18 protein-coding genes and 2 tRNA genes are annotated in these 17,781 nt (G+C 54.0%); 4 read left to right on the top strand and 16 right to left on the bottom strand.

What is annotated here, in order from left to right; translation table 11 throughout:
• Position 1: 1 nt before the first annotated feature.
• The 3 genes from MKZ15_RS07105 to MKZ15_RS07095 form a co-directional block, all read right to left on the bottom strand.
• The gene (locus tag MKZ15_RS07105; protein WP_155607067.1) at positions 2-502 is read right to left on the bottom strand and encodes an Lrp/AsnC family transcriptional regulator; all 501 of its coding nucleotides are present in this window, start codon (positions 500-502) and stop codon (positions 2-4) included.
• A 147-nt stretch (positions 503-649) separates the two neighbouring features.
• Positions 650-1,036: a spore coat protein gene (locus MKZ15_RS07100; RefSeq protein ID WP_339820936.1), complete on the bottom strand. Its 387-nt coding sequence runs from the start codon at positions 1,034-1,036 to the stop codon at positions 650-652.
• A 27-nt stretch (positions 1,037-1,063) separates the two neighbouring features.
• On the bottom strand, positions 1,064-1,297 hold the full coding sequence (locus MKZ15_RS07095; protein WP_339820934.1) for a hypothetical protein: 234 nt from the start codon (positions 1,295-1,297) through the stop codon (positions 1,064-1,066).
• Between the two features lie 185 nt (positions 1,298-1,482).
• On the opposite strand from MKZ15_RS07095, the gene MKZ15_RS07090 reads away from it, so the two are divergent.
• Positions 1,483-2,724, top strand: coding sequence for an FAD-dependent oxidoreductase (locus MKZ15_RS07090; RefSeq protein WP_339820932.1), 1,242 nt, complete (start codon positions 1,483-1,485; stop codon positions 2,722-2,724).
• A 5-nt stretch (positions 2,725-2,729) separates the two neighbouring features.
• Here the strand turns inward: MKZ15_RS07090 and MKZ15_RS07085 are convergent, their stop codons facing one another.
• From MKZ15_RS07085 to MKZ15_RS07070, 4 genes are all read right to left on the bottom strand, one after another.
• Positions 2,730-3,932, bottom strand: a complete 1,203-nt coding sequence (locus MKZ15_RS07085; protein WP_339820931.1) for an MFS transporter — start codon at positions 3,930-3,932, stop codon at positions 2,730-2,732.
• A gap of 171 nt (positions 3,933-4,103) precedes the next feature.
• Entirely contained in the window at positions 4,104-4,694 is a 591-nt protein-coding gene (locus MKZ15_RS07080) for a hypothetical protein (protein ID WP_339820928.1), read from the bottom strand.
• A 138-nt stretch (positions 4,695-4,832) separates the two neighbouring features.
• Positions 4,833-5,249, bottom strand: a complete 417-nt coding sequence (locus MKZ15_RS07075; protein ID WP_155607061.1) for a DUF350 domain-containing protein — start codon at positions 5,247-5,249, stop codon at positions 4,833-4,835.
• A gap of 36 nt (positions 5,250-5,285) precedes the next feature.
• Complete coding sequence (locus MKZ15_RS07070) at positions 5,286-7,652, bottom strand: endonuclease MutS2 (protein ID WP_155607060.1); 2,367 nt, start codon at positions 7,650-7,652, stop codon at positions 5,286-5,288.
• A 154-nt stretch (positions 7,653-7,806) separates the two neighbouring features.
• On the opposite strand from MKZ15_RS07070, the gene MKZ15_RS07065 reads away from it, so the two are divergent.
• Together MKZ15_RS07065 and MKZ15_RS07060 are read left to right on the top strand one after the other, a co-directional pair.
• On the top strand, positions 7,807-8,169 hold the full coding sequence (locus tag MKZ15_RS07065) for a phage holin family protein (protein ID WP_155607059.1): 363 nt from the start codon (positions 7,807-7,809) through the stop codon (positions 8,167-8,169).
• Between the two features lie 221 nt (positions 8,170-8,390).
• Positions 8,391-8,777 (top strand): cytochrome C oxidase subunit II, encoded by a 387-nt coding sequence (locus tag MKZ15_RS07060; protein WP_339820924.1) that lies wholly within the window; start codon positions 8,391-8,393, stop codon positions 8,775-8,777.
• Between the two features lie 75 nt (positions 8,778-8,852).
• On the opposite strand, the gene zapA is transcribed toward MKZ15_RS07060, so the two are convergent.
• The 3 genes from zapA to pheS all read right to left on the bottom strand — a co-directional run bounded on the left by zapA (position 8,853) and on the right by pheS (position 14,021).
• Positions 8,853-10,400, bottom strand: coding sequence for a cell division protein ZapA (gene zapA, locus MKZ15_RS07055; RefSeq protein ID WP_339820922.1), 1,548 nt, complete (start codon positions 10,398-10,400; stop codon positions 8,853-8,855).
• 115 nt (positions 10,401-10,515) lie between these two features.
• Complete coding sequence (gene pheT / locus MKZ15_RS07050; protein ID WP_339820919.1) at positions 10,516-12,957, bottom strand: phenylalanine--tRNA ligase subunit beta; 2,442 nt, start codon at positions 12,955-12,957, stop codon at positions 10,516-10,518.
• A gap of 29 nt (positions 12,958-12,986) precedes the next feature.
• A complete protein-coding gene (gene pheS / locus MKZ15_RS07045) occupies positions 12,987-14,021 on the bottom strand; it encodes a phenylalanine--tRNA ligase subunit alpha (protein WP_155607055.1) in 1,035 nt (344 codons plus the stop codon).
• 480 nt (positions 14,022-14,501) lie between these two features.
• Here pheS and MKZ15_RS07040 point away from each other — a divergent pair, with 480 nt between their 5' ends.
• Complete coding sequence (locus MKZ15_RS07040) at positions 14,502-14,708, top strand: YwbE family protein (protein WP_155607054.1); 207 nt, start codon at positions 14,502-14,504, stop codon at positions 14,706-14,708.
• Positions 14,709-14,725: 17 nt separating this feature from the next.
• Here the strand turns inward: MKZ15_RS07040 and MKZ15_RS07035 are convergent, their stop codons facing one another.
• The 6 genes from MKZ15_RS07035 to MKZ15_RS07010 form a co-directional block, all read right to left on the bottom strand.
• A complete protein-coding gene (locus MKZ15_RS07035) occupies positions 14,726-15,358 on the bottom strand; it encodes a GyrI-like domain-containing protein (RefSeq protein WP_339822330.1) in 633 nt (210 codons plus the stop codon).
• A gap of 13 nt (positions 15,359-15,371) precedes the next feature.
• Positions 15,372-15,653: a zinc ribbon domain-containing protein gene (locus tag MKZ15_RS07030; protein ID WP_239484046.1), complete on the bottom strand. Its 282-nt coding sequence runs from the start codon at positions 15,651-15,653 to the stop codon at positions 15,372-15,374.
• 65 nt (positions 15,654-15,718) lie between these two features.
• Positions 15,719-16,633 (bottom strand): YafY family protein, encoded by a 915-nt coding sequence (locus MKZ15_RS07025; RefSeq protein WP_239484053.1) that lies wholly within the window; start codon positions 16,631-16,633, stop codon positions 15,719-15,721.
• 115 nt (positions 16,634-16,748) lie between these two features.
• The gene (locus MKZ15_RS07020) at positions 16,749-17,288 is read right to left on the bottom strand and encodes a DoxX family protein (RefSeq protein ID WP_339820914.1); all 540 of its coding nucleotides are present in this window, start codon (positions 17,286-17,288) and stop codon (positions 16,749-16,751) included.
• 205 nt (positions 17,289-17,493) lie between these two features.
• Positions 17,494-17,567 (bottom strand) — tRNA-Gly (locus tag MKZ15_RS07015).
• A gap of 34 nt (positions 17,568-17,601) precedes the next feature.
• A tRNA-Pro gene (locus MKZ15_RS07010) sits at positions 17,602-17,675 on the bottom strand.
• Positions 17,676-17,781 lie beyond the last annotated feature (106 nt).

The following is a 17,781-nucleotide window of genomic DNA, read 5'->3' as shown; positions in this document are numbered from 1 at the left end:
TTTACGGAGATATCAACAAACGGCGATCTTCCTCGGGATCCTCGAAAATGATACCGTCCTGCTTGTATTTTTTCAAAATAAAATGAGTTTTCGTCGACAACACCGACTCCAGGGTGGACAATTTGTCGGAGACGAAGCTCGCTACTTCCTTCAGGTTGCGGCCTTCCACTTCCACCAGCAGATCGTACGCGCCGGACATTAGAAATACCGATTTGACTTGGGGAAACAGGTATACCCGCTCCGCGATCGCTTCAAAGCCGCGCCCGCGTTCGGGCGTAATTTGCACTTCGATCAACGCCGTGACCTTCTCGTCATCCAGCTTGCTGGAATTCACCACCGTCGCGTATTTGACGATCACATGGTCCTCTTCCAATTCCCGGATCGCTTCCGCCACTTCTTCCGAAGACACGCCTAGAAGTGTCGCCAATAAGTTCGCATCCCGGCGGGCGTCCTCTTTGAGGAGGTCCAGCAGTTTGAGCTTCAATTCGCTTAGTTGTTTCATCCCTCATCCTCCAGCGATGCTTCCACAAGCCCCTGAAATCCAAGGGGCCTGCAGAACAAATTTAATACTTATATTACATGAATTTTGTGCGTCTGCATAGAAAAACCGTCCACTCCAGGTGAGCTTTGGGAATGGACGGTTCTGCGGTTAAATATAGTAGGGCGCCTGCACATTAGGCCGATGCGCTTCCACGTTAGCCGGATGCGCATGGGGCGTCCATCGGGAAGTTCGGCGCTCGGTAAACTGACGCAGTTCCTGCTGTTTATATTCCGCTTCCTGCAGCTTACTGTCCAATATTTGACGTGGCGCTGGAGCTGGTGCCGTATAGATCCCCTGATGTTTCATCAACTCATATAGCGTCCCTTGCAATCTCAAGGTGCTATTCGTCAACTCCGTAAACAGCTGCCGGACGGCTGGACACGAAGACTCCGTTGTTGCTGTTGTGTATTCCCGGACCGTACGCCGTAAATCGGCCAAGATAGATTTCAACAAATCGTTCTGAGGTAGAAGCTCTTGATTGTCCGTCTGATTCATCGGGCTGTTCCTCCTAAAGACAAGTGGTTAATGGTTTGGCGTCGGAGCCACCATTTGATGTTGTCGCAGCGAATCCGTCAATTGGTGGAGATGATGCTCATGTACGCGAATGTGCTCCAGCATCGCCTGCTCGATTTCAAAGTTTTGCGAAACGGCAGCGGCTGCCGCACAGAGCTTGCTTAACATTTCCTCATTAGAGATCGAATCGGCGATATAGTCCAGTTCTTTCATCGACAACGGTTGCATCTGAGAGTACATCATCGGGTTTCCCTCCTGGTGAATGATCCTACTTTCGGTATTATGCCCTGCCGCTGTGAGGATATGTTTTAGATGAAAACCTGACTTTTTGAACATGCGCTTATAGAGGGAGGATTCGCCGTTTTTAGTTCATGGCGGTTGGATATAATGATGGAATCCCTAACGATTGAAAGGATGAACCGGCATCAATGAAACTTCATACCGGCAAACTTTTTTGGCCTTCTACGCTGCCTGTTGTGGCTGAATATCCCGTGCTTGACTGTGATCTTCACTGCGAAGTGCTCATTGTGGGTGGCGGTGTCAGCGGTGCGCTCTGCGCTCACTTACTGGCAGAGCGAGGAATCGATGCGATCCTGGTGGAACGGGATCGGATCGCCGAAGGAAGCACGATGGCTAGCACGGGCTTACTGCAATATGCCAGTGACAAAACACTGGCTTCGATGATCCGAACCTTTGGAGAGGAACCGGCCGTTCATTTTTACCGGCTCGGCCAAACGGCTCTGGAACGGTTAAAGGAGATCTCCAACAGACTTGAAGGCTCAGCACGTTTGACGGAACGCAGCAGCCTTTACTTGGCGAGCTCCGAGCAGGACGTTAAAGCGCTTCGGGAGGAATGCGTCACGTTGCAACGCTTCGGGCTTCCCGCTATATGGTGGTCGGCTGCCGATCTCGAGGAAAGATTTCCGTTTCGTTACCCCGGTGCGATATACGCGGGAGGAGATGCGGAGATGAACCCCTATGCCTTCGTTCATGGCTTGGTGCAGAAGGCGGCACAGCTAGGGGTGAGAATTTTTGAACGGAGCAACATGAACGGCAGCGAGCGAACTGAAGGCGGACGGATCCTCTGCCGCTGCGGCAAAGGGAGGGTGACGGCTAGGCACGTCATTTGGGCAACCGGTTATGAGACCCAACAATTTAAGAAGGAGAGTGGCGCTCATTTACGCGCCTCTTACGTGACCGTTACGGAGCCGTCGGCTTCTCTGAACGGTTGGTTCGAACGGTGCCTGATCTGGGAGACGGCCAGACCGTATCTCTATATGAGGACAACAACCGACGGACGGATCATCGCCGGCGGGCTGGATGAGCTTCTGCCTGGCGGTAAGCTGCCAGAGGGTCGAGAGATCCGTCAATGCGAAAGGCTGCTGACAGAGATTCATCGGCGGTTCCCGGATCAGGAGGGCTTGACCGCTCGCTTTGGCTGGGGCGCCGTATTCGGGGAATCCCGGGACGGCCTTCCTTTTATCGGGCCACACCCGAATTATCCGAACTTTTATTTTCTGGAGGGTTACGGCGGAAACGGGACGGTCTGCAGCATGATCGCAGCGGAGATGATCGTGGATGAACTGACCGGAATCCGGCGGGAGGACATGGCCATGTTTTCGCTAATGCGAAGTTCGAAACCCAAGCCCGTGCCTGCACGGCTGCAGTAGGTCCTTTAGGCGGCCTTAGTCCCCCGTTTTAACAGCCGACGCAAGGCTAACCAGCTTAGCACCGGCGTAGCTCCCAAAGCGAACATTAGCCAGGTGATCGTTGGCATTCGCGGAATCATGGAATAGACGGTAATAAACAACAACGTGCCCCCCAAACGGCCAACGGTCATGCTAAGCTCGCGCAACACGATCAGCTCAACCCGCCCCTCGACGCTTTCTGGACTATTGCCAATCAAGTCGAAGACCGAGGAGATGACCGGTATCAGGTAAAGCGGCAAAAACAATGACGTCCCTACCCCCATCACCATGAGGGTGGTGTAATTGACTTTCCAGAGCAACGGAATGATCACCACGGTGATCAGTAAGGCTCCGACCAACATCCCGTGGTAGCGTGCACGGATCTTCAACCATTTCCCCACCGCCCAGAAGCTGACCAGAGAAACCAAGGATGTGACTAGGGAAAATTGCCCGATCCGCCACTCTGCCGAAGTACTGATAAAGATCAGCAGATTGATCAGGAATGAAAACACGCCCTCGCGTAAACCATGAGCTGCCGAGGCCGGAGCAGCCTGGCGCCAGGGGCTGCCCTTCTTCATGTAATGGACCGGGGCTAACCAGCTGTATGGCCCGCCTGTTTTTCTTTTTTTCAACCAAAAGCTCAGCAGGATCCCAACCCCATAAACAATCAAAGAAATCGTGAAGATGAGTCGGTATCCGGCTTCACCCTGTTTCATGGAGATGAGCCAACCGGATACCCACGGGCCGAAGATCCCGATCACCGAACCCAGAATTCCTACCCAGCCATTAAATCGATCCCGAGTCTCGACATCGGTGACTTCGAAATAAACGACGTTGAAGGACAACCAAAACAATCCCGAACCGGTCCCGAACAATAAACCAAGCGGCCATATGTAGTCCACTGTCTGCTTGCCTGTCCAAAGCACCAGCAAATAGAAGATGCCTGAAACGATGATCCCGAGCCGCAGAAAGATCATTTTATCGCGTTCCTTCACCCATTTCCCGGCAATCCAGAAGACAAGTCCCAGTGCCAGCTGTTGGCTGAACGTAAACCAAGCGATCAAGTTAAAATCCGGTTTGACTTTCCAGATGTAGACGTTCAGGAACGTGCCCGACAAGGCGCCGGCAAGCACGAACAGACCGTTCACTGCCAACAGCAGGATGGATTGGCTGTTCAGCTGTTTTTTCATGAATTTGCTCCCCCGCCAAACTTCGAGTTTCCCCCTGTAAGAGGTTGTGCAACTGTAAGATACCCAAAAATGGCCGAAGCATGAGACGTTCCCGGGAAGCCCGAGGACCCTTGGAAGCCAAAAAGCCCCGTCCGTAAAGGACAGGGCGTATCACTGCCAATTATTTATAGCTTACTCATTGTCTTCCTCGCCGGAGATGGTGCGGATCATGGCGATCCGAGAGGCTTCATTCAAAAACCGGCTGACGTGGAAGCAGGCGGAGCATACATATACGTTCATCTCAGCATCCTCCGATAGGAGCGGGCGGTCGCCTCCGGCTGGGATAGCTGTTACAAACCCACCATCCAGCGCGGTCAATTTCTGCTTCCCGGCATAAACCATATATTCCCGACAATGCGGGCATTCGGGTACCTCATCCTGTCCGTCAAGCAGCTTCTCGACGCCGGTTTCGTACTTCAGCAAATCCCCGCCTGAAGCCGTAAACGCCTCGATTCGGCGGACGGCGCCTAGATGCACTTCCCCTTCTTCCTCCCAAAGCGAATCGCTATCCATTTCCTCGTCATCTTCGTCGTGACGATGCTTCCGATCTTGAAAGGGATGATCATTCTCCTCGTCCTCGAACTCATCATCCTGGCCAAGCGAGATGTTGACCGTCCGATAGCCCTTCAATTCGTTCTGGCAGTGAGGACACTCCTCCTCCGGCCCCAGCTCTTCGTCCCAAACGATTTCCGTTTGGCACCATGGGCAAATCGTCGTTTCCATACCATGTTCGTCCTTTCGTTATCAAAATATTAAGCATTCCACAAATAAATAATGCCCGCGGCCAAAAACAGAATAGAGGCGATAAATAACACCTTGACCAGGTTTTTCACGTCGTTTCTACTCCTTCAGTTTAGATCCCTAACCGATACAAGCGCCGATCAAAAAAGACACCGCCACCGAAACGGCCATGGCGATAAAACCGACGCTCGAGTTACCCGCCGCGATTTCTTCGTCGATGCGGAATACCGGCGTTAAGAACTCGAATAACAAATAGGCAGCAAACAGCAGCAAGGCACCGACCGATGACCAAATCATGAAATCGTAGATGGACGGATGTGCCGCCGCATAACGGATGATGTTGGCTAACCCGAATATTTTGCCGCCGGTTGCCAGCGATGCGGCCATGTTGCCGCGCTTGATCTCCTGCCAACAACGGTACCTTGCAAACAGTTCGAAGCAGGAAAGAAACACAATCAATTCCAACACCGCTACGGAAAAATATCCGATCATCAGCCCCAGCGGTTGCTCCAAGAGCGGATCAATGCTTTCCTTCATAGCGCCCTCTCCCCTTTGCCATGAGGCTATACGTTCTTACTTCAGCTCGGCTACCGTCACACCGGTACCGCCTTCTCCGTAATTCCCTAGGCGATAGCTCTTGATATGCTTATGCTTGCGAAGATAATCGGAGATCCCCGTCCGCAAGATCCCTGTACCTTTCCCATGTATGATATAAATTTGGCCTAAATTACTTAAGTAAGCTTCGTCGATGAAGCGGTCGACCTCGATTAACGCCTCCTCCAGGTTGGCTCCGCGTAAATCCAGCTCGCTGCGAACGTTCTCGTCGCGCGTACGCTTGACGTTGGCTACCGTCCGTTGGACCGGCTTGCTGGCCGGGGCCGCAGCGATCAGCTCCATGTCGTCCAGGCTCACCTTCATCTTCATGATGCCGAGCTGCACAACCGCTTCTTTGCTGCCGGAAAGCTCCACGACGTGGCCTTTCTGATTCAAGCTGTACACCATCACCTCGTCGCCCGATTCGATCTGACGCGGCGGTTTCGCGGCCTTGCGTGCTGCCCCGGCTTTCTTGCGACGTTGCGGCTCGGCTTCATCCAGCTCCTTACGGGCAGCGATCAACTTATGCTCCTTAACGGCCGCCCCTTCCTCCAGCGCCAGTCGACGCAGATCCGCGATGATCCGCTCTGCCTCCTGCCGTGCCTTGGCGATGATCGCCGATGCTTCCTCCTCCGCTTTCTCGAGGCGTTTATCCCGCTGCTGCTCCAGCTTCTCCAGCTCCGTCTCGTGACGTTTGCGGAGCTCTTCCATTTCCCGCCGCAGCTGCTCGGCCGTTTCCCGCTCCTGCTCCGCACCGAGGCGGTTCTGCTCCAGCGAGGCGATCATATTCTCGACGCGCATATCCTCTTCGGTCACTTCGCCGCGGGCATACTCCAGGATTCGCTCCGACAGGCCCAGCCGCTCAGCAATGGCGAACGCATTGCTTCGTCCGGGAACTCCTACCAACAGGCGGTAGGTCGGACTTAACGTTGCAACGTCGAACTCCATGCTGGCGTTGATGACGCCTTTCCGTTCGTAGGCATAGGCTTTCAATTCGCTGAAATGGGTCGTCGCGACCATCCGGCTGCCAAGCGAATGGATATGCTCCAGAATCGCGATGGCGAGCGCCGATCCTTCGGCCGGGTCGGTGCCCGCGCCAAGTTCATCCAGCAATACAAGGCTCTTAGGCGTCATCCGGCTCAAAATCGAGATGATGTTCGTCATATGGCTGGAAAACGTACTCAAGCTCTGTTCGATGCTTTGCTCATCCCCGATATCGGCGTAAATCGCGTCAAATACGCAAAGCTGACTGCCGTCTTCGGCGGGAACGAACAACCCGGACATCGCCATCAGGCTAAGCAGACCGATCGTTTTCAAGGTGACGGTCTTCCCGCCGGTGTTCGGACCAGTTACGATAATCGTCGTGTATTGATTCCCCAGCTCTACGTCGATGGGTACGACCTGTTCCGCCGGAATCAGCGGATGACGGCCCTTCTTCAACTTGAGGTAGCCGCGGTCGTTCATGCGCGGAAGCGTTCCCTTCAACTCCCGGGCCAGTCGGGCTTTGGCGAAGACAAAATCCAGTTGGCCCAGCACGTCGCCGTCATACAACAGTAGTTCGGCTTGCTCGCCGACGAGGGCGGTAAGCTTCTGCAAGATAACCTCGATTTCGCGTTCCTCGCGCAGCCGCGTCTCGCGCAGCTTATTGTTCATCGCCACGATCGATTCCGGCTCAATGAACAATGTAGCGCCAGATCCGGATTGGTCATGCACGATCCCGCCGAAATGGGCGCGGTATTCCGCTTTGACAGGAATCACGAAGCGGTCGCCGCGAATCGTAATCAGTTGATCTTGCAGCATCTTCGATACTGACGACGAACGAATCATCGCGTCAAGCTTCTCCCGGATCCGCACTTCCCCGCCCCGCAGCTCACGGCGGATGCTGGCGAGTTCAGAACTAGCCGAATCCAGCACCTCCGCGCTTTCATCAATGCAGCGTTTGATCGCGTCTTCCAAAGGCTTCTGTTCGCTTAAAGTATCGCTTAAGTTGAACAGCAGCGGGACTTCGTGCTCTTCATGCATCGAAGCGATATACCGTTTGATCCGGCGCGCCCCTTCCAACGTGGTCGCAATGCCTAGCAGCTCGTGCGGATTCAGCGTCCCGCCGATCCGTGCCCGTTTGACCGCCGGAGTGATGTCTACAATCCCGCCGAATCCGGGCGCGCCTTTGAGGCGATCCACCTTAAAAGCTTCGTCGGTGGCTTGCAGCAGCCGCTTAACGTCTTCCAAATCGGTGACGGGCTGCAGCGCTTCCGCCGTTTTTTTCCCGAGCGCCGTTTGGGAATAGGCTGTCAATTGATCTATAATTTTTCGATATTCCATGGTTTTAAAAATTTTCTCGTCCAAGTACGTTCACAACTCCCCTCGGGCTATGATCTCATTATAACGAAACCATTCATTTTTCGCCATTTGCCCCACCGGACACATAAGAATGCGAGTCGCGGAACATGCTAATTGCGTATAGCCAAACGTACTTACTTCTAAAAGGAGGCTATGTACCATGCATTTTCTGGGACACGTCGTGCGATTCATCGTCTCCGCCCTGGTTCTGCTGGTTGTGGGGTGGCTTGTACCGCAATTCAGCGTCGGCGGATTCGGCAGCGCTTTGCTGCTCGCCTTGGTCATCGCCCTGTTAGGCTGGGCCATTGAGGGCATTTTCGGAACGAGGGTTACCCCGTTCGGGCGTGGAATTGTCGGTTTCCTTACGAGTGCGCTCGTGATCTGGCTCGCCCAGTTCATCATTTCCGGCGTATCCGTGTCCGTTATCGGCGCTTTGCTTGCCGCATTGGTGATCGGGATTATCGACCTGTTCATCCCTGTGGCAACACCCTTTGACGCAGGTAAAGACAAAGCTAACCGTTAATGGCGGTGCTCCAGGCAAGAGGCCTTTCTTTCGCAGATACAACCCTGCGGAGGAACGGTCTCTTTCTCATTGACACGGACACGAAACCATTTGACGGCGGGTTGCTCACGACAACTGTTCTTGCGGAAGTTCAACAATTCTTCAAACCTTGGGTATTCCTCCCTCCGCAAAATACGGTATGCTATTCTTAAAATTGTCACAAATATACTGTATCGCGAGGGATGATTGTGAAAAAAAGCATAGCCATCGTCGCAAGTTCCGTATTATTGCTTCTTGTTACCGCTTGCAGCAGCGGGAATGCGACGGAGTCCGGCGGGTCTACTGCCGAAAGTAATCTCAAACCGGAAGCCGAATTGGTTATCGAAGCCAGCAATTATCAATTTGATCAAACCGAATACCATTTAAAGAAAGATGTTCCGGTTAAAATCGTCTTTAAGAATGCCTCAGGCAATCATGGTGTCCTCATTCCGGGCCTGAAGGTGCAGCTCGACCGCAAGAACGACTCCGCCGTGATCGTCCCCACCGAAACGGGCGAATTCGAAATGTCCTGCTCCGTGATGTGCGGCTCCGGCCACAGCGGCATGATTTCTAAAATTATCGTCGAATAAGCGAATCACTCAAGCAACAAGAGCCCTCGGCGCCTGCCGAGGGCTCTTGTGCATGAAGCGATCCTTGAACCATGTTTACGATGGATCCTGTTCAAGCAATTCAATCCATTCGTTATATTCCGATTGGAGCTTCGCATAATCGTCCTTCAGGCGTCGATATTCCTCGTCCCGCTCAGCCTGCTGCTCCTGCTCTTTCTCCCGTTCGAGCTGTAGGAGACGGAATTGATGGGAAATCAGCTCATAGCTGTCCGTGACCTCCTGCAGTTGCTCCGCTAATCGGCGTTTATCTTCCTCGATGGCCTCTACATCGCCGGCCATCGTCAATACCCGTTCGCTGCCGGCTGCGCTTTCCTGTTGCCATTCTTCCAGCTGCCGCTGGAGCTCGGCTTCCTTCTCGCGCCAGGAGCTGAGCTCGCGTTCGGCCGAAGCCCACTGCTTCCGCCACTCCTGTTCCCGCTTCTCCGCTGCCTCGCGGTAGCGATCCAGCTCGGCTTCCAACTCAGCAACCGTCTTGCGACCGTCTTCGAGCTCCTGCAATCGCAGAGTCAACTCGTCCCGTTCTTGCTCCAGCTGCCGCTTCTCTTCTCCGGCGGTCTCTACCGCAAGACGGGCTTGTTCCCGCTCATCGGAGGCCCGCTCCAATCGGGAACGCAACGAATCCAGCTCAGCGGCCAATGCGTTGGCCCGGTCTCGCTCGGCCTGTAGCTCCCCTCTTGCTTCCTCCAGCCGGCTTGCTTCGACTGCCTGCTGCTCGGCGAGCCGTTCGCTCTTGTCGGCGGCCTCGAGCAAGCTGATTTCCACGCGACTTAATTCCTCGTTGCGTTTCTCGGCCAGCTTCTGCCACGACTTCTCGTTCTGCTGCGCCGCAGATACATCGGCCCGGAGCTTATCCTCCCGCTCCTTGGCTTCCTGAAGCTTCTGCTGCAGCTGCTTCGTCTCCGCTTCCGCGGTCTGGAGCGAACCCTGAAGCTGCTTCGTCTGCTCCTGAAGTTTGCCGCTTTGCTGCAGCGCCCGCTGCTCGGCCGCCTTGGCGTCTTGCTCCCGCCGCTGCAACTCGCTCACCTGCTTCTGCAGCTTAGCGGCTTCCTCCTTCTCCTTCGCCGTCTGTTGCTCGACCTGGCGCAGTTTGGTCTGGAGCTGCGAGTTGCTGCCACGCTGCTCCGTCAATTGGCGCTCCAGCTCCTGCAACCGGGTACGCAGCTTGCGGGATTCCTCCTCCTGCCCCAGCAAAGAAGCTTCCAGCTTTTCCGTTTGTCCAGCAAGCTCGCGTTTTTCGTTCTTTAGCTGTTGCTGTTCCTCCTGCAATGCCTTATACATGTTTTCCTGTTTCGCATGTAAATCCTGCAGGACGGAATTTTCCTGAAGCAGCACCGTTTTTTCCTGTTTGGCGTTCTGCAAATCGTTCTGCAGCTGGTCCACCCGGATCGCTTCCTCGGCCATGCGCACTGCCGCCAGTACGGCTAGCCGCGGCGTGTCCAAATGGGGGTAGGCCTGGGAGATGCTGCGCATATGTTCATCCACGCGGCGCGCCACCTGTTTCATATACTCCGAGCTGCTGCCGACGATTTTATAGGAAGTTCCGTAGATTTCCACGTTTACGCTAATTCGGCCTTGGTTATTCAACGCTATGTGCCTCCTTCGGTCCTGTGTGTCGTCTCTAAGATGCTGAAAATTACACGAAAGTCACATCGAATCGGTCGTCTTTCAAATGATTCGATGTGACTTCGCGTAATTCCTGCTATTTTCTAAGCTCAGCCGCAAAAGTTTGCGACAATCCATCGACCACCCGGTCGTGAACCGCTGCCACTTCTTCGTCTGTCAGCGTCCGTTCCATGTGACGATACACGAGCGATAAAGCCACGCTCTTCTTCCCTTCGCCTAATTTGGATCCGGTAAACACATCGAATACCTCCACCGACTCCAGCAGCTCGCCCGCCGTTTCGCGGATCACCCCGATCAACGAACCCGATTCCACTTCAGAGCCGACGACGACGGCGATGTCGCGCTGCATTGCCGGATAACGTGGCAGCTCTTGATAGACGTAAGCTTCGCCGGCATAACGGTACAGCGGTTCAAGCCGGAGCTCTGCAACATAGGTATCGTCGAGATCCATCTCACGCTGCAGCTCCGGATGAAGCTGACCCAGCGTCCCGATACGCTCCTTCCCGGCTGTCCCGTTCAAGAAGACCGAAGCCGAACGGCCCGGATGGTAGCCTTGCGGTCGATCCGCTTCAAACGAAACTCGATCAGCTAAGCCGAGGTATTGGAGCAGGCTCTCCAGCGTGCCTTTGAGGTCAAAGAAATCGACTTTCTCCGCCGGTGCATTCCATCGTTTCTCCGCCCGATCGCCTGTCAGCAGCAAAGAAAGCACAGGCAGCTCGCTTGGCTGTTGGGTCAGTTTCTCTTCCGAAGTCCCAAAAACACCGCCGATTTCAAACAACGCCAGATTGTCCTGCTTGCGGTTGCGATTATAGACAGCGATGTCGATCATCCCCGGAAGGAGGCTGCCGCGCAGCACGCTGCGGTCCTCGCTCATCGGCATGGCCAATCGGATTTCCCGATCCCCTTCACCTAGTTGCGGGAAGCTCGCGCTCGCACCTTCACGGATGAAGGAGTAGCCCATCACTTCCTGCCATCCGCCATGTCCGAGCAGACCGCGAATGGTACGGCGCAACGCCTGCGGCTTCGTATAGCCGCCGACCGTTGTGACTCCTTCGATCATCGTCGTCGGAATGTTGTCGTAGCCGTACAGCCGAGCCACCTCTTCGATCAAATCAACGTCGCGCGTAATATCGCCACGGCGTGTCGGCACGCGAACCTCGATCACCTCTTCGGAGCCTGCGCTTTCGAAGCGAAGTCGGGTCAAAATGGCTTTGGCTTCCAGCGAGGAGATGCTCGTGCCCAGGTAATCGTTCAGCTTTGCAAGGGATAGGGCGATGACCTTCTCTTCTGGCTCGCGATGAACGACTTCCACGATTCCTTGGGCCACATGGCCTCCGGCATGGGCAGCCATCAGCGCAGCCGCACGATCCAGTGCCGGGAGAACGGCCGCCGGATCCACCTCTTTCTCGAATCGCTGCGAAGCCTCCGAGCGAAGCCCCAATATCCGCGATGTTCTGCGGACGCTCCCACCGGCGAATTTCGCCGATTCCAGCACGATATTGACCGTTTGATCCGTCACTTCCGTATCCAGTCCGCCCATCACGCCGGCCAAAGCAACCGGACGATCCTCACCGTCTACGATCAACAAGGCGCCTGCTTCCAACTCACGCTCCTGGCCGTCCAGCGTCACCAGCTTCTCGCCGGCTTTAGCCTGGCGTACACCGAGCGTACCGCCCGCAATCTTGTCGGCATCGAACGCGTGCAGCGGTTGCCCATACTCGAGCATCACGTAGTTCGTGATGTCGACGATGTTGCTGATCGGACGAATCCCCGCCGCCATCAGCCGATTTTGCATCCAAAGCGGCGAAGGGCCGATCTTCACGCCAGCGATGTAGCGCACCGCATAACGACTGCACAGTTCAGGCGCGTCAATCTTCACTTGAATCCGCTCCTTGGCCGATTCGCCTGAGCCAGCAAGCTCCGGCTGCGGCAGCTTCACGTCGCGGCTCAAAATCGCCCCAACTTCATAAGCGGCCCCGAGCATGCTCAAGCAGTCGGAACGGTTCGGCGTGAGGTCAAAGTCCAGCACCTTGTCGTCCAAACCCAGCAGGCCAGTGATCGGTGCGCCGATCTCCGCGTCCTCGGGCAACACGAGAATGCCCTCCTGCTGTTCCTTCGGCAACAGCTTGTCGTTCATACCAAGCTCCTTGGCCGAACAGATCATCCCTTGCGACAAAACGCCGCGCAGCTTGGCTTTCTTGATTTCCAGCCCGCCCGGCAGCTTCGCGCCAACCAGAGCTACGGGGACCTTCTGGCCAGCGGCTACGTTCTTCGCGCCGCAAACGATTTGCAGCTCTTCCTCCTGCCCGGCGTCGACAAGGCAAATGTTCAGCTTGTCGGCATCAGGATGCTTCTCTTTGCTCTTTACAAAACCAATCACGACATTGGTGACGCCTTGATTACGGTTCTCGATCGAATCGATTTCGATCCCGGAACGGGTGATTTGCTCAGCCAGCTCTTCAATGTTAACCCCGTCCAGGGAAATATAGTCGGACAACCATTCGGTTGATACTTTCATTGTCAGTTCCCTTCCCTCTTTACGATAAATTAAACTCTGGCAAACTGCTGCAGGAAACGCAGATCGTTATTGTAGAAGTAGCGGATATCGTCGACGCCGTACTTCAGCATGGCGATCCGTTCTACGCCCATCCCAAACGCGAAGCCGCTGTATTCCTCGGGATCGTAGCCGCTCATCTCCAGCACGCGCGGATGCACCATCCCGCTGCCGAGAATCTCCAGCCAGCCGGACTGTTTGCACACCCGGCAGCCGTCGCCGCCGCATTTCATGCATGTCACGTCAACTTCGACGCTTGGCTCGGTGAACGGGAAGAAGCTTGGACGCAGACGGATTTGTGTGTTTGGTCCGAACATTTTGCGTGTGAACTCCAATAAGGTACCCTTCAGGTCGCTCATCCGGATTCTTTTCCCAACAACCAGCCCTTCGATTTGATGGAACTGGAACGAGTGGGTCGCATCGTCGTCGTCCCGCCGGAATACGCGTCCCGGGCAAATAATCTTGACCGGCACCTCGCCTTGCATCGCTTCCATCGTCCGTACCTGCACCGGTGACGTTTGCGTGCGCATCAACAGCTCCTCTGTCAGGTAGAAAGAGTCCTGCATATCGCGGGCCGGATGGTCCTTCGGCAAATTCAGCGCTTCGAAATTGTGGTAGTCGGTTTCCACCTCGGGGCCTTCCGCAATCCGATAACCCATGCCGATGAAAATATCCTCGATCTCCTGGATCACCTGGTTGAGTGGATGAATGCTCCCTTGCTTGAGCGGACGGCCGGGCAGCGTCACGTCCACTTTCTCGGCAGCCAGCCGCGCTTCGGTCTCTTGACGCTGGAAGAAGGACTGCTTCTCTTCGATCACCGCTTCGATGGCGCCTCTTACCTCATTACCTACTTGGCCGATCACCGGACGCTCCTCCGCGCTTAAAGCTCCCATCCCGCGCAGAATTTCGGTCAACGCACCCTTTTTGCCCAAATATTTGACCCGCAGGTCGTTCAAATGCCCAGCGTCCGTTGTTCCCGCCAGCTCTTTGAGCGCCTCTGCTTTAAGTGCTTCAAGACGTTCTTTCATGAATAGCTCCTCCTAAAAATGTTATGCCTTTAAAGACAAAATAAAAAGGCCTTCTCTCCCGTAAGGGACGAAAAGACCGTGGTACCACCCTTGTTAGCGCGCCGCATAACCTTCCTCAGCTTCAAGGCACATAGATTGTACGCCGCTCTCACTTGAACGAAATAACGGCTCGTAACCGGTATCCCCTAATGTGCCGACCAGCCCGATAAACCTTGCGGCGTTACCGTTTGCAGCGACAGTTCAAGGAACTGCTCCGAAGCGAACTTCAGCAGCACCGTCTCCCTAGCGACGCTCTCAATCTTTGGCGTCCCTTCCCTGTTGGTCGGTTCTCTGCTTACTCTTCTTCATCAACGCATTTCATGTCATAATTATCTGCTATTATATGCTAAACCGGCTGCCGTTGGCAAGCCGCCGTGAAATTATGGTATCTTAAAGAGGTTATTTGGATCATCAACCTAAACGCCAAGGAGGAACACACTTATGAACGGCAACGAACGAAAGAACATCGCGCCTGGCCTCACCGTGGACATCGTATTAAAAAAAGATCAGCCCACCGGCAAGCTGACCCGCGGCGTGGTCAAGGATATCCTGACCAATTCCGCTACCCATCCGCATGGCATCAAGGTCCGGTTGCAGGACGGTCAGGTGGGCCGGGTGAAAACCATCCTCCCGGGCCAAACCGAATAGGCAAGGCGGCGATAAAGCTATAGCCGCTTTACCGGATGCCTCAGCACGGTTTTCAGCTTCTCCGGCGCGGTTTTACGCGGGTCCGACAAATAGATTTCGTGATGTTTGCGAAGGTCATTGAAATTCTCGGTTAAACCATTCGCCTCAAGAAACGAAGTCATCCGGGCCACCGATTCCGGTTCGGTCTTAAAAGGGCCGATATGCATCATTTGGACGCAAAGCCCCTCCTCGAAGACGGCTAATCTTACGTCATTCAAATCGAGCTCGGGTTTCTTCTTTGCCGTCCGTTCCTTCACCCGGTAAAGCAGTTCCTCAGTAACAAAATCGGGCTGCCGGATCATCGAGGTCCAAACCCACTTGTCCCGATTCGGATCAAACCCGACCTCTTCCGAATCCCATAATCCCTCCAGCGGAGGAACGACATATTCGAAGTATCCGGTCGGCTTGTCTTCTCCCATTTTGCTCATTTTGATTCCATACGATAAGGTGTATAACTTCTGCACAGCCAATGGATAGCTCTCTCCATCGGGATCACCTTTACCGTCCACCATGAGGAACCGCATCGGCGGCACCTCAACCAATACCGGATCTGTCCCCGGTAGATACAGGTCCTTGTATTTCTTTTTGAAATCCAGCTTATCTACCATGATCCCACGCTCCATCCTAGTCTTGCTTCCAGCGCTTCAGCGTCGGGAACCAAGCCAACATAGTCTCCTTAGCCTTGGCTTTATCCGCAAACATGCCGGAATCCCCGCCATACTTCAAGCATTGCTCTATCATTTCCTCCATCGTGACCTCGCTCGTAAACTGTCCACCGTCATAGCAATAAACGCAATACTCCTGATGTTTGCTGCCATCCCCGTTTGTTCCCAGCAATTCTTCGTTCGAGAGCGGCATCCCGCAGCTTTGGCAGAACGTTTCGTTCCCCATCTGATTCATATTCATAATCAATCCCTCCTTCTTAAGATGCCCTCATTGTAGCAAGGTGAATTTGACATCTGTCTGTCATATTAAGAAGGATCGGAATACATTTCGGCTATTTTCTTTGCTTTGCTTCCTAAAATATCCCGGATATGTGACGGTGAGAGGACTTTAACGTCCTCGCCAAAAGACAGCAGATAGCCATATACCCAATCATCCTCCGGGTAGCTGGCCGTAACGAGGTAATGGCCGTCCTCCTGCTTGCGAATGCGGGTCCGCTCAAACTCATCAAAGATTCTGTATGCTAGATGCGGCGGAAACAAGAGCTCAAGGTCGACATAGGTGAAATGATCGTCCGACGCGGCGATATCCACAGGCATTAGTTGAATATCCCGCCGGAGTTCATACAACCTATCGGTGGTCTCAAGCTCCTCAATCCGGCTGATTTTAAACGTGCGTAATTCCCGGCTCTGCAGGCAATAGCACTGCAAGTACCACGAGCGGTTCTTAAACTGCAGCTTCATCGGCTCGACTTGCCGCTCCGTCCGCTTGCCGTAAGAGCTATAGTAAACGAATTTCACAACCCTCTGCTCCAGAATGGCCGTCTTCAACTGTCCAAATTTGCTGCGCTCCACCTCCCCACTGTTCCAGCCGGAGAAATCGACGTCGATCCAATGGACCTCGTCCTTTCGAAAAAGAGTGCTCAATTTGGACAACACCTGGCTCGTTTGCAGGGCGTTCGTCGCTTCCAGGCTCTGCAGACCAAACAGGATTTCCTTCTGTTCGTCTTCGGACAGCAGCGATTTATTTAGCACAAAGTCGGGCAGCAAGCCGATTCCTCCGCCTTTTCCTTTGCTGGCGTATACCGGGATGCCCGCACCGCTTAACGTATCGATGTCGCGGTAGATCGTACGGGTGGATACTTCGAACCGCTGCGCCAGTTCGGCGGCGGTCATCGTTTTGCGCTCCAGCAACAAATATACGATCTGGAACAGCCGGTTCATCTGCACGTGTACCCTCTCCTTTGAAATCAGTATACCCGAGAAATGAGACATATCAATGTCATATTAACAAAAAGAAGAGCTCTCAAGGAGAGCCCTTCTGATTGGTTACTGTTCGTTACGCCGTGCGTTTTACGTTCAGCGGTTGTTTAGGCGCCGGGGTTTGCGTACCGGCATCGTCTTTCTTATGGAACAGCTTGCGGAGGTAAGGAAGTACGTAGGTGTCGAGGCCGATTTTGCCGGCGTTGGCGGCGGCGACGAGGACCAGTACTTCAAGAATCAACATTTGCGCGTTGGTGCTTACCGTACCCGAGAAGAGGAACGCGGCGTTCATCACGAAGCCCATCAACGCGGCGAAGGTGGTGAAGGTACCGAGAATGAGCCCGATGCCGACCAGGAATTCGCCGTAAGGCACCATCACGTTGAAGAGGTCGACGTTCGGCAGGGCGAAGTGTTGCAGGAAGGTCGCCCACCAGCCTTGCACGGCGGGATGGTCACCGGTGCTGTTCGCAATCGCTCCGGTCAGGAAGCCTGCGGCGTCGAAGCCGCCGGTCAGTTTATGATAGCCGGCTTCGATCCATTGATAGCCGAGGTAAACGCGGATGACGGTCAAGAGCCACATTGCCACTTTGTTTGTTCTAAGGAAATTGTTAAACATGATTCCCACTCCTTTGGTTTGTCGTTCGATTTTGTTTTTCGGATGATCATCTTTGATGTCTTTATTATATGTGATTTTTTTCACTATATATGTGATTTAAATCACATATATTAAAAATTGTGTATTTAAATTTTGAGGGACCTCTATTTCTTCTTTAATACGCAAAAAAATCCTTACCAGAGTAAGGATTTCGACTTCTTCATTATGGAGCGGGTGATGGGAATCGAACCCACGCTACCAGCTTGGAAGGCTGGAGTTCTACCATTGAACTACACCCGCATATGACCTGCTATAGATTAAGAATCATGAAAGATCGGGACGACACGATTCGAACATGCGACCCCCTGGTCCCAAACCAGGTGCTCTACCAAGCTGAGCTACGTCCCGATGTAAATGCAGGCCCCTTTTGGGAAGGCAAAAATTAATATACCACGTTTCGGGAGGCGAAGCAAGCGGGAATTCCTGGAAACCTTCTGAGGAATCTATTCCGCGA

The organism is Paenibacillus sp. FSL R7-0216, assembly GCF_037969915.1.
Classification (GTDB): domain Bacteria; phylum Bacillota; class Bacilli; order Paenibacillales; family Paenibacillaceae; genus Fontibacillus; species Fontibacillus rhizolycopersici.
Note: the sequence above shows the minus strand (reverse complement) of the source record. Positions and strands in the feature narration are given on the sequence as shown.

What these genes read in the sequence shown, in the direction of transcription:
- MKZ15_RS07060 (WP_339820924.1), top strand. Translation starts at nt 8,391, where the DNA reads ATGATTGTGAAAAAAAGCATAGCCATCGTCGCAAGTTCCGTATTATTG.
- pheT (WP_339820919.1), bottom strand. Translation starts at nt 12,957, where the DNA reads ATGAAAGTATCAACCGAATGGTTGTCCGACTATATTTCCCTGGACGGG.
- MKZ15_RS07105 (WP_155607067.1), bottom strand. Translation starts at nt 502, where the DNA reads ATGAAACAACTAAGCGAATTGAAGCTCAAACTGCTGGACCTCCTCAAA.
- MKZ15_RS07030 (WP_239484046.1), bottom strand. Translation starts at nt 15,653, where the DNA reads ATGAATATGAATCAGATGGGGAACGAAACGTTCTGCCAAAGCTGCGGG.
- MKZ15_RS07020 (WP_339820914.1), bottom strand. Translation starts at nt 17,288, where the DNA reads ATGTTTAACAATTTCCTTAGAACAAACAAAGTGGCAATGTGGCTCTTG.
- MKZ15_RS07095 (WP_339820934.1), bottom strand. Translation starts at nt 1,297, where the DNA reads ATGATGTACTCTCAGATGCAACCGTTGTCGATGAAAGAACTGGACTAT.
- MKZ15_RS07090 (WP_339820932.1), top strand. Translation starts at nt 1,483, where the DNA reads ATGAAACTTCATACCGGCAAACTTTTTTGGCCTTCTACGCTGCCTGTT.
- MKZ15_RS07080 (WP_339820928.1), bottom strand. Translation starts at nt 4,694, where the DNA reads ATGGAAACGACGATTTGCCCATGGTGCCAAACGGAAATCGTTTGGGAC.
- MKZ15_RS07075 (WP_155607061.1), bottom strand. Translation starts at nt 5,249, where the DNA reads ATGAAGGAAAGCATTGATCCGCTCTTGGAGCAACCGCTGGGGCTGATG.
- MKZ15_RS07085 (WP_339820931.1), bottom strand. Translation starts at nt 3,932, where the DNA reads ATGAAAAAACAGCTGAACAGCCAATCCATCCTGCTGTTGGCAGTGAAC.
- MKZ15_RS07040 (WP_155607054.1), top strand. Translation starts at nt 14,502, where the DNA reads ATGAACGGCAACGAACGAAAGAACATCGCGCCTGGCCTCACCGTGGAC.
- MKZ15_RS07100 (WP_339820936.1), bottom strand. Translation starts at nt 1,036, where the DNA reads ATGAATCAGACGGACAATCAAGAGCTTCTACCTCAGAACGATTTGTTG.
- MKZ15_RS07065 (WP_155607059.1), top strand. Translation starts at nt 7,807, where the DNA reads ATGCATTTTCTGGGACACGTCGTGCGATTCATCGTCTCCGCCCTGGTT.
- pheS (WP_155607055.1), bottom strand. Translation starts at nt 14,021, where the DNA reads ATGAAAGAACGTCTTGAAGCACTTAAAGCAGAGGCGCTCAAAGAGCTG.
- MKZ15_RS07025 (WP_239484053.1), bottom strand. Translation starts at nt 16,633, where the DNA reads ATGAACCGGCTGTTCCAGATCGTATATTTGTTGCTGGAGCGCAAAACG.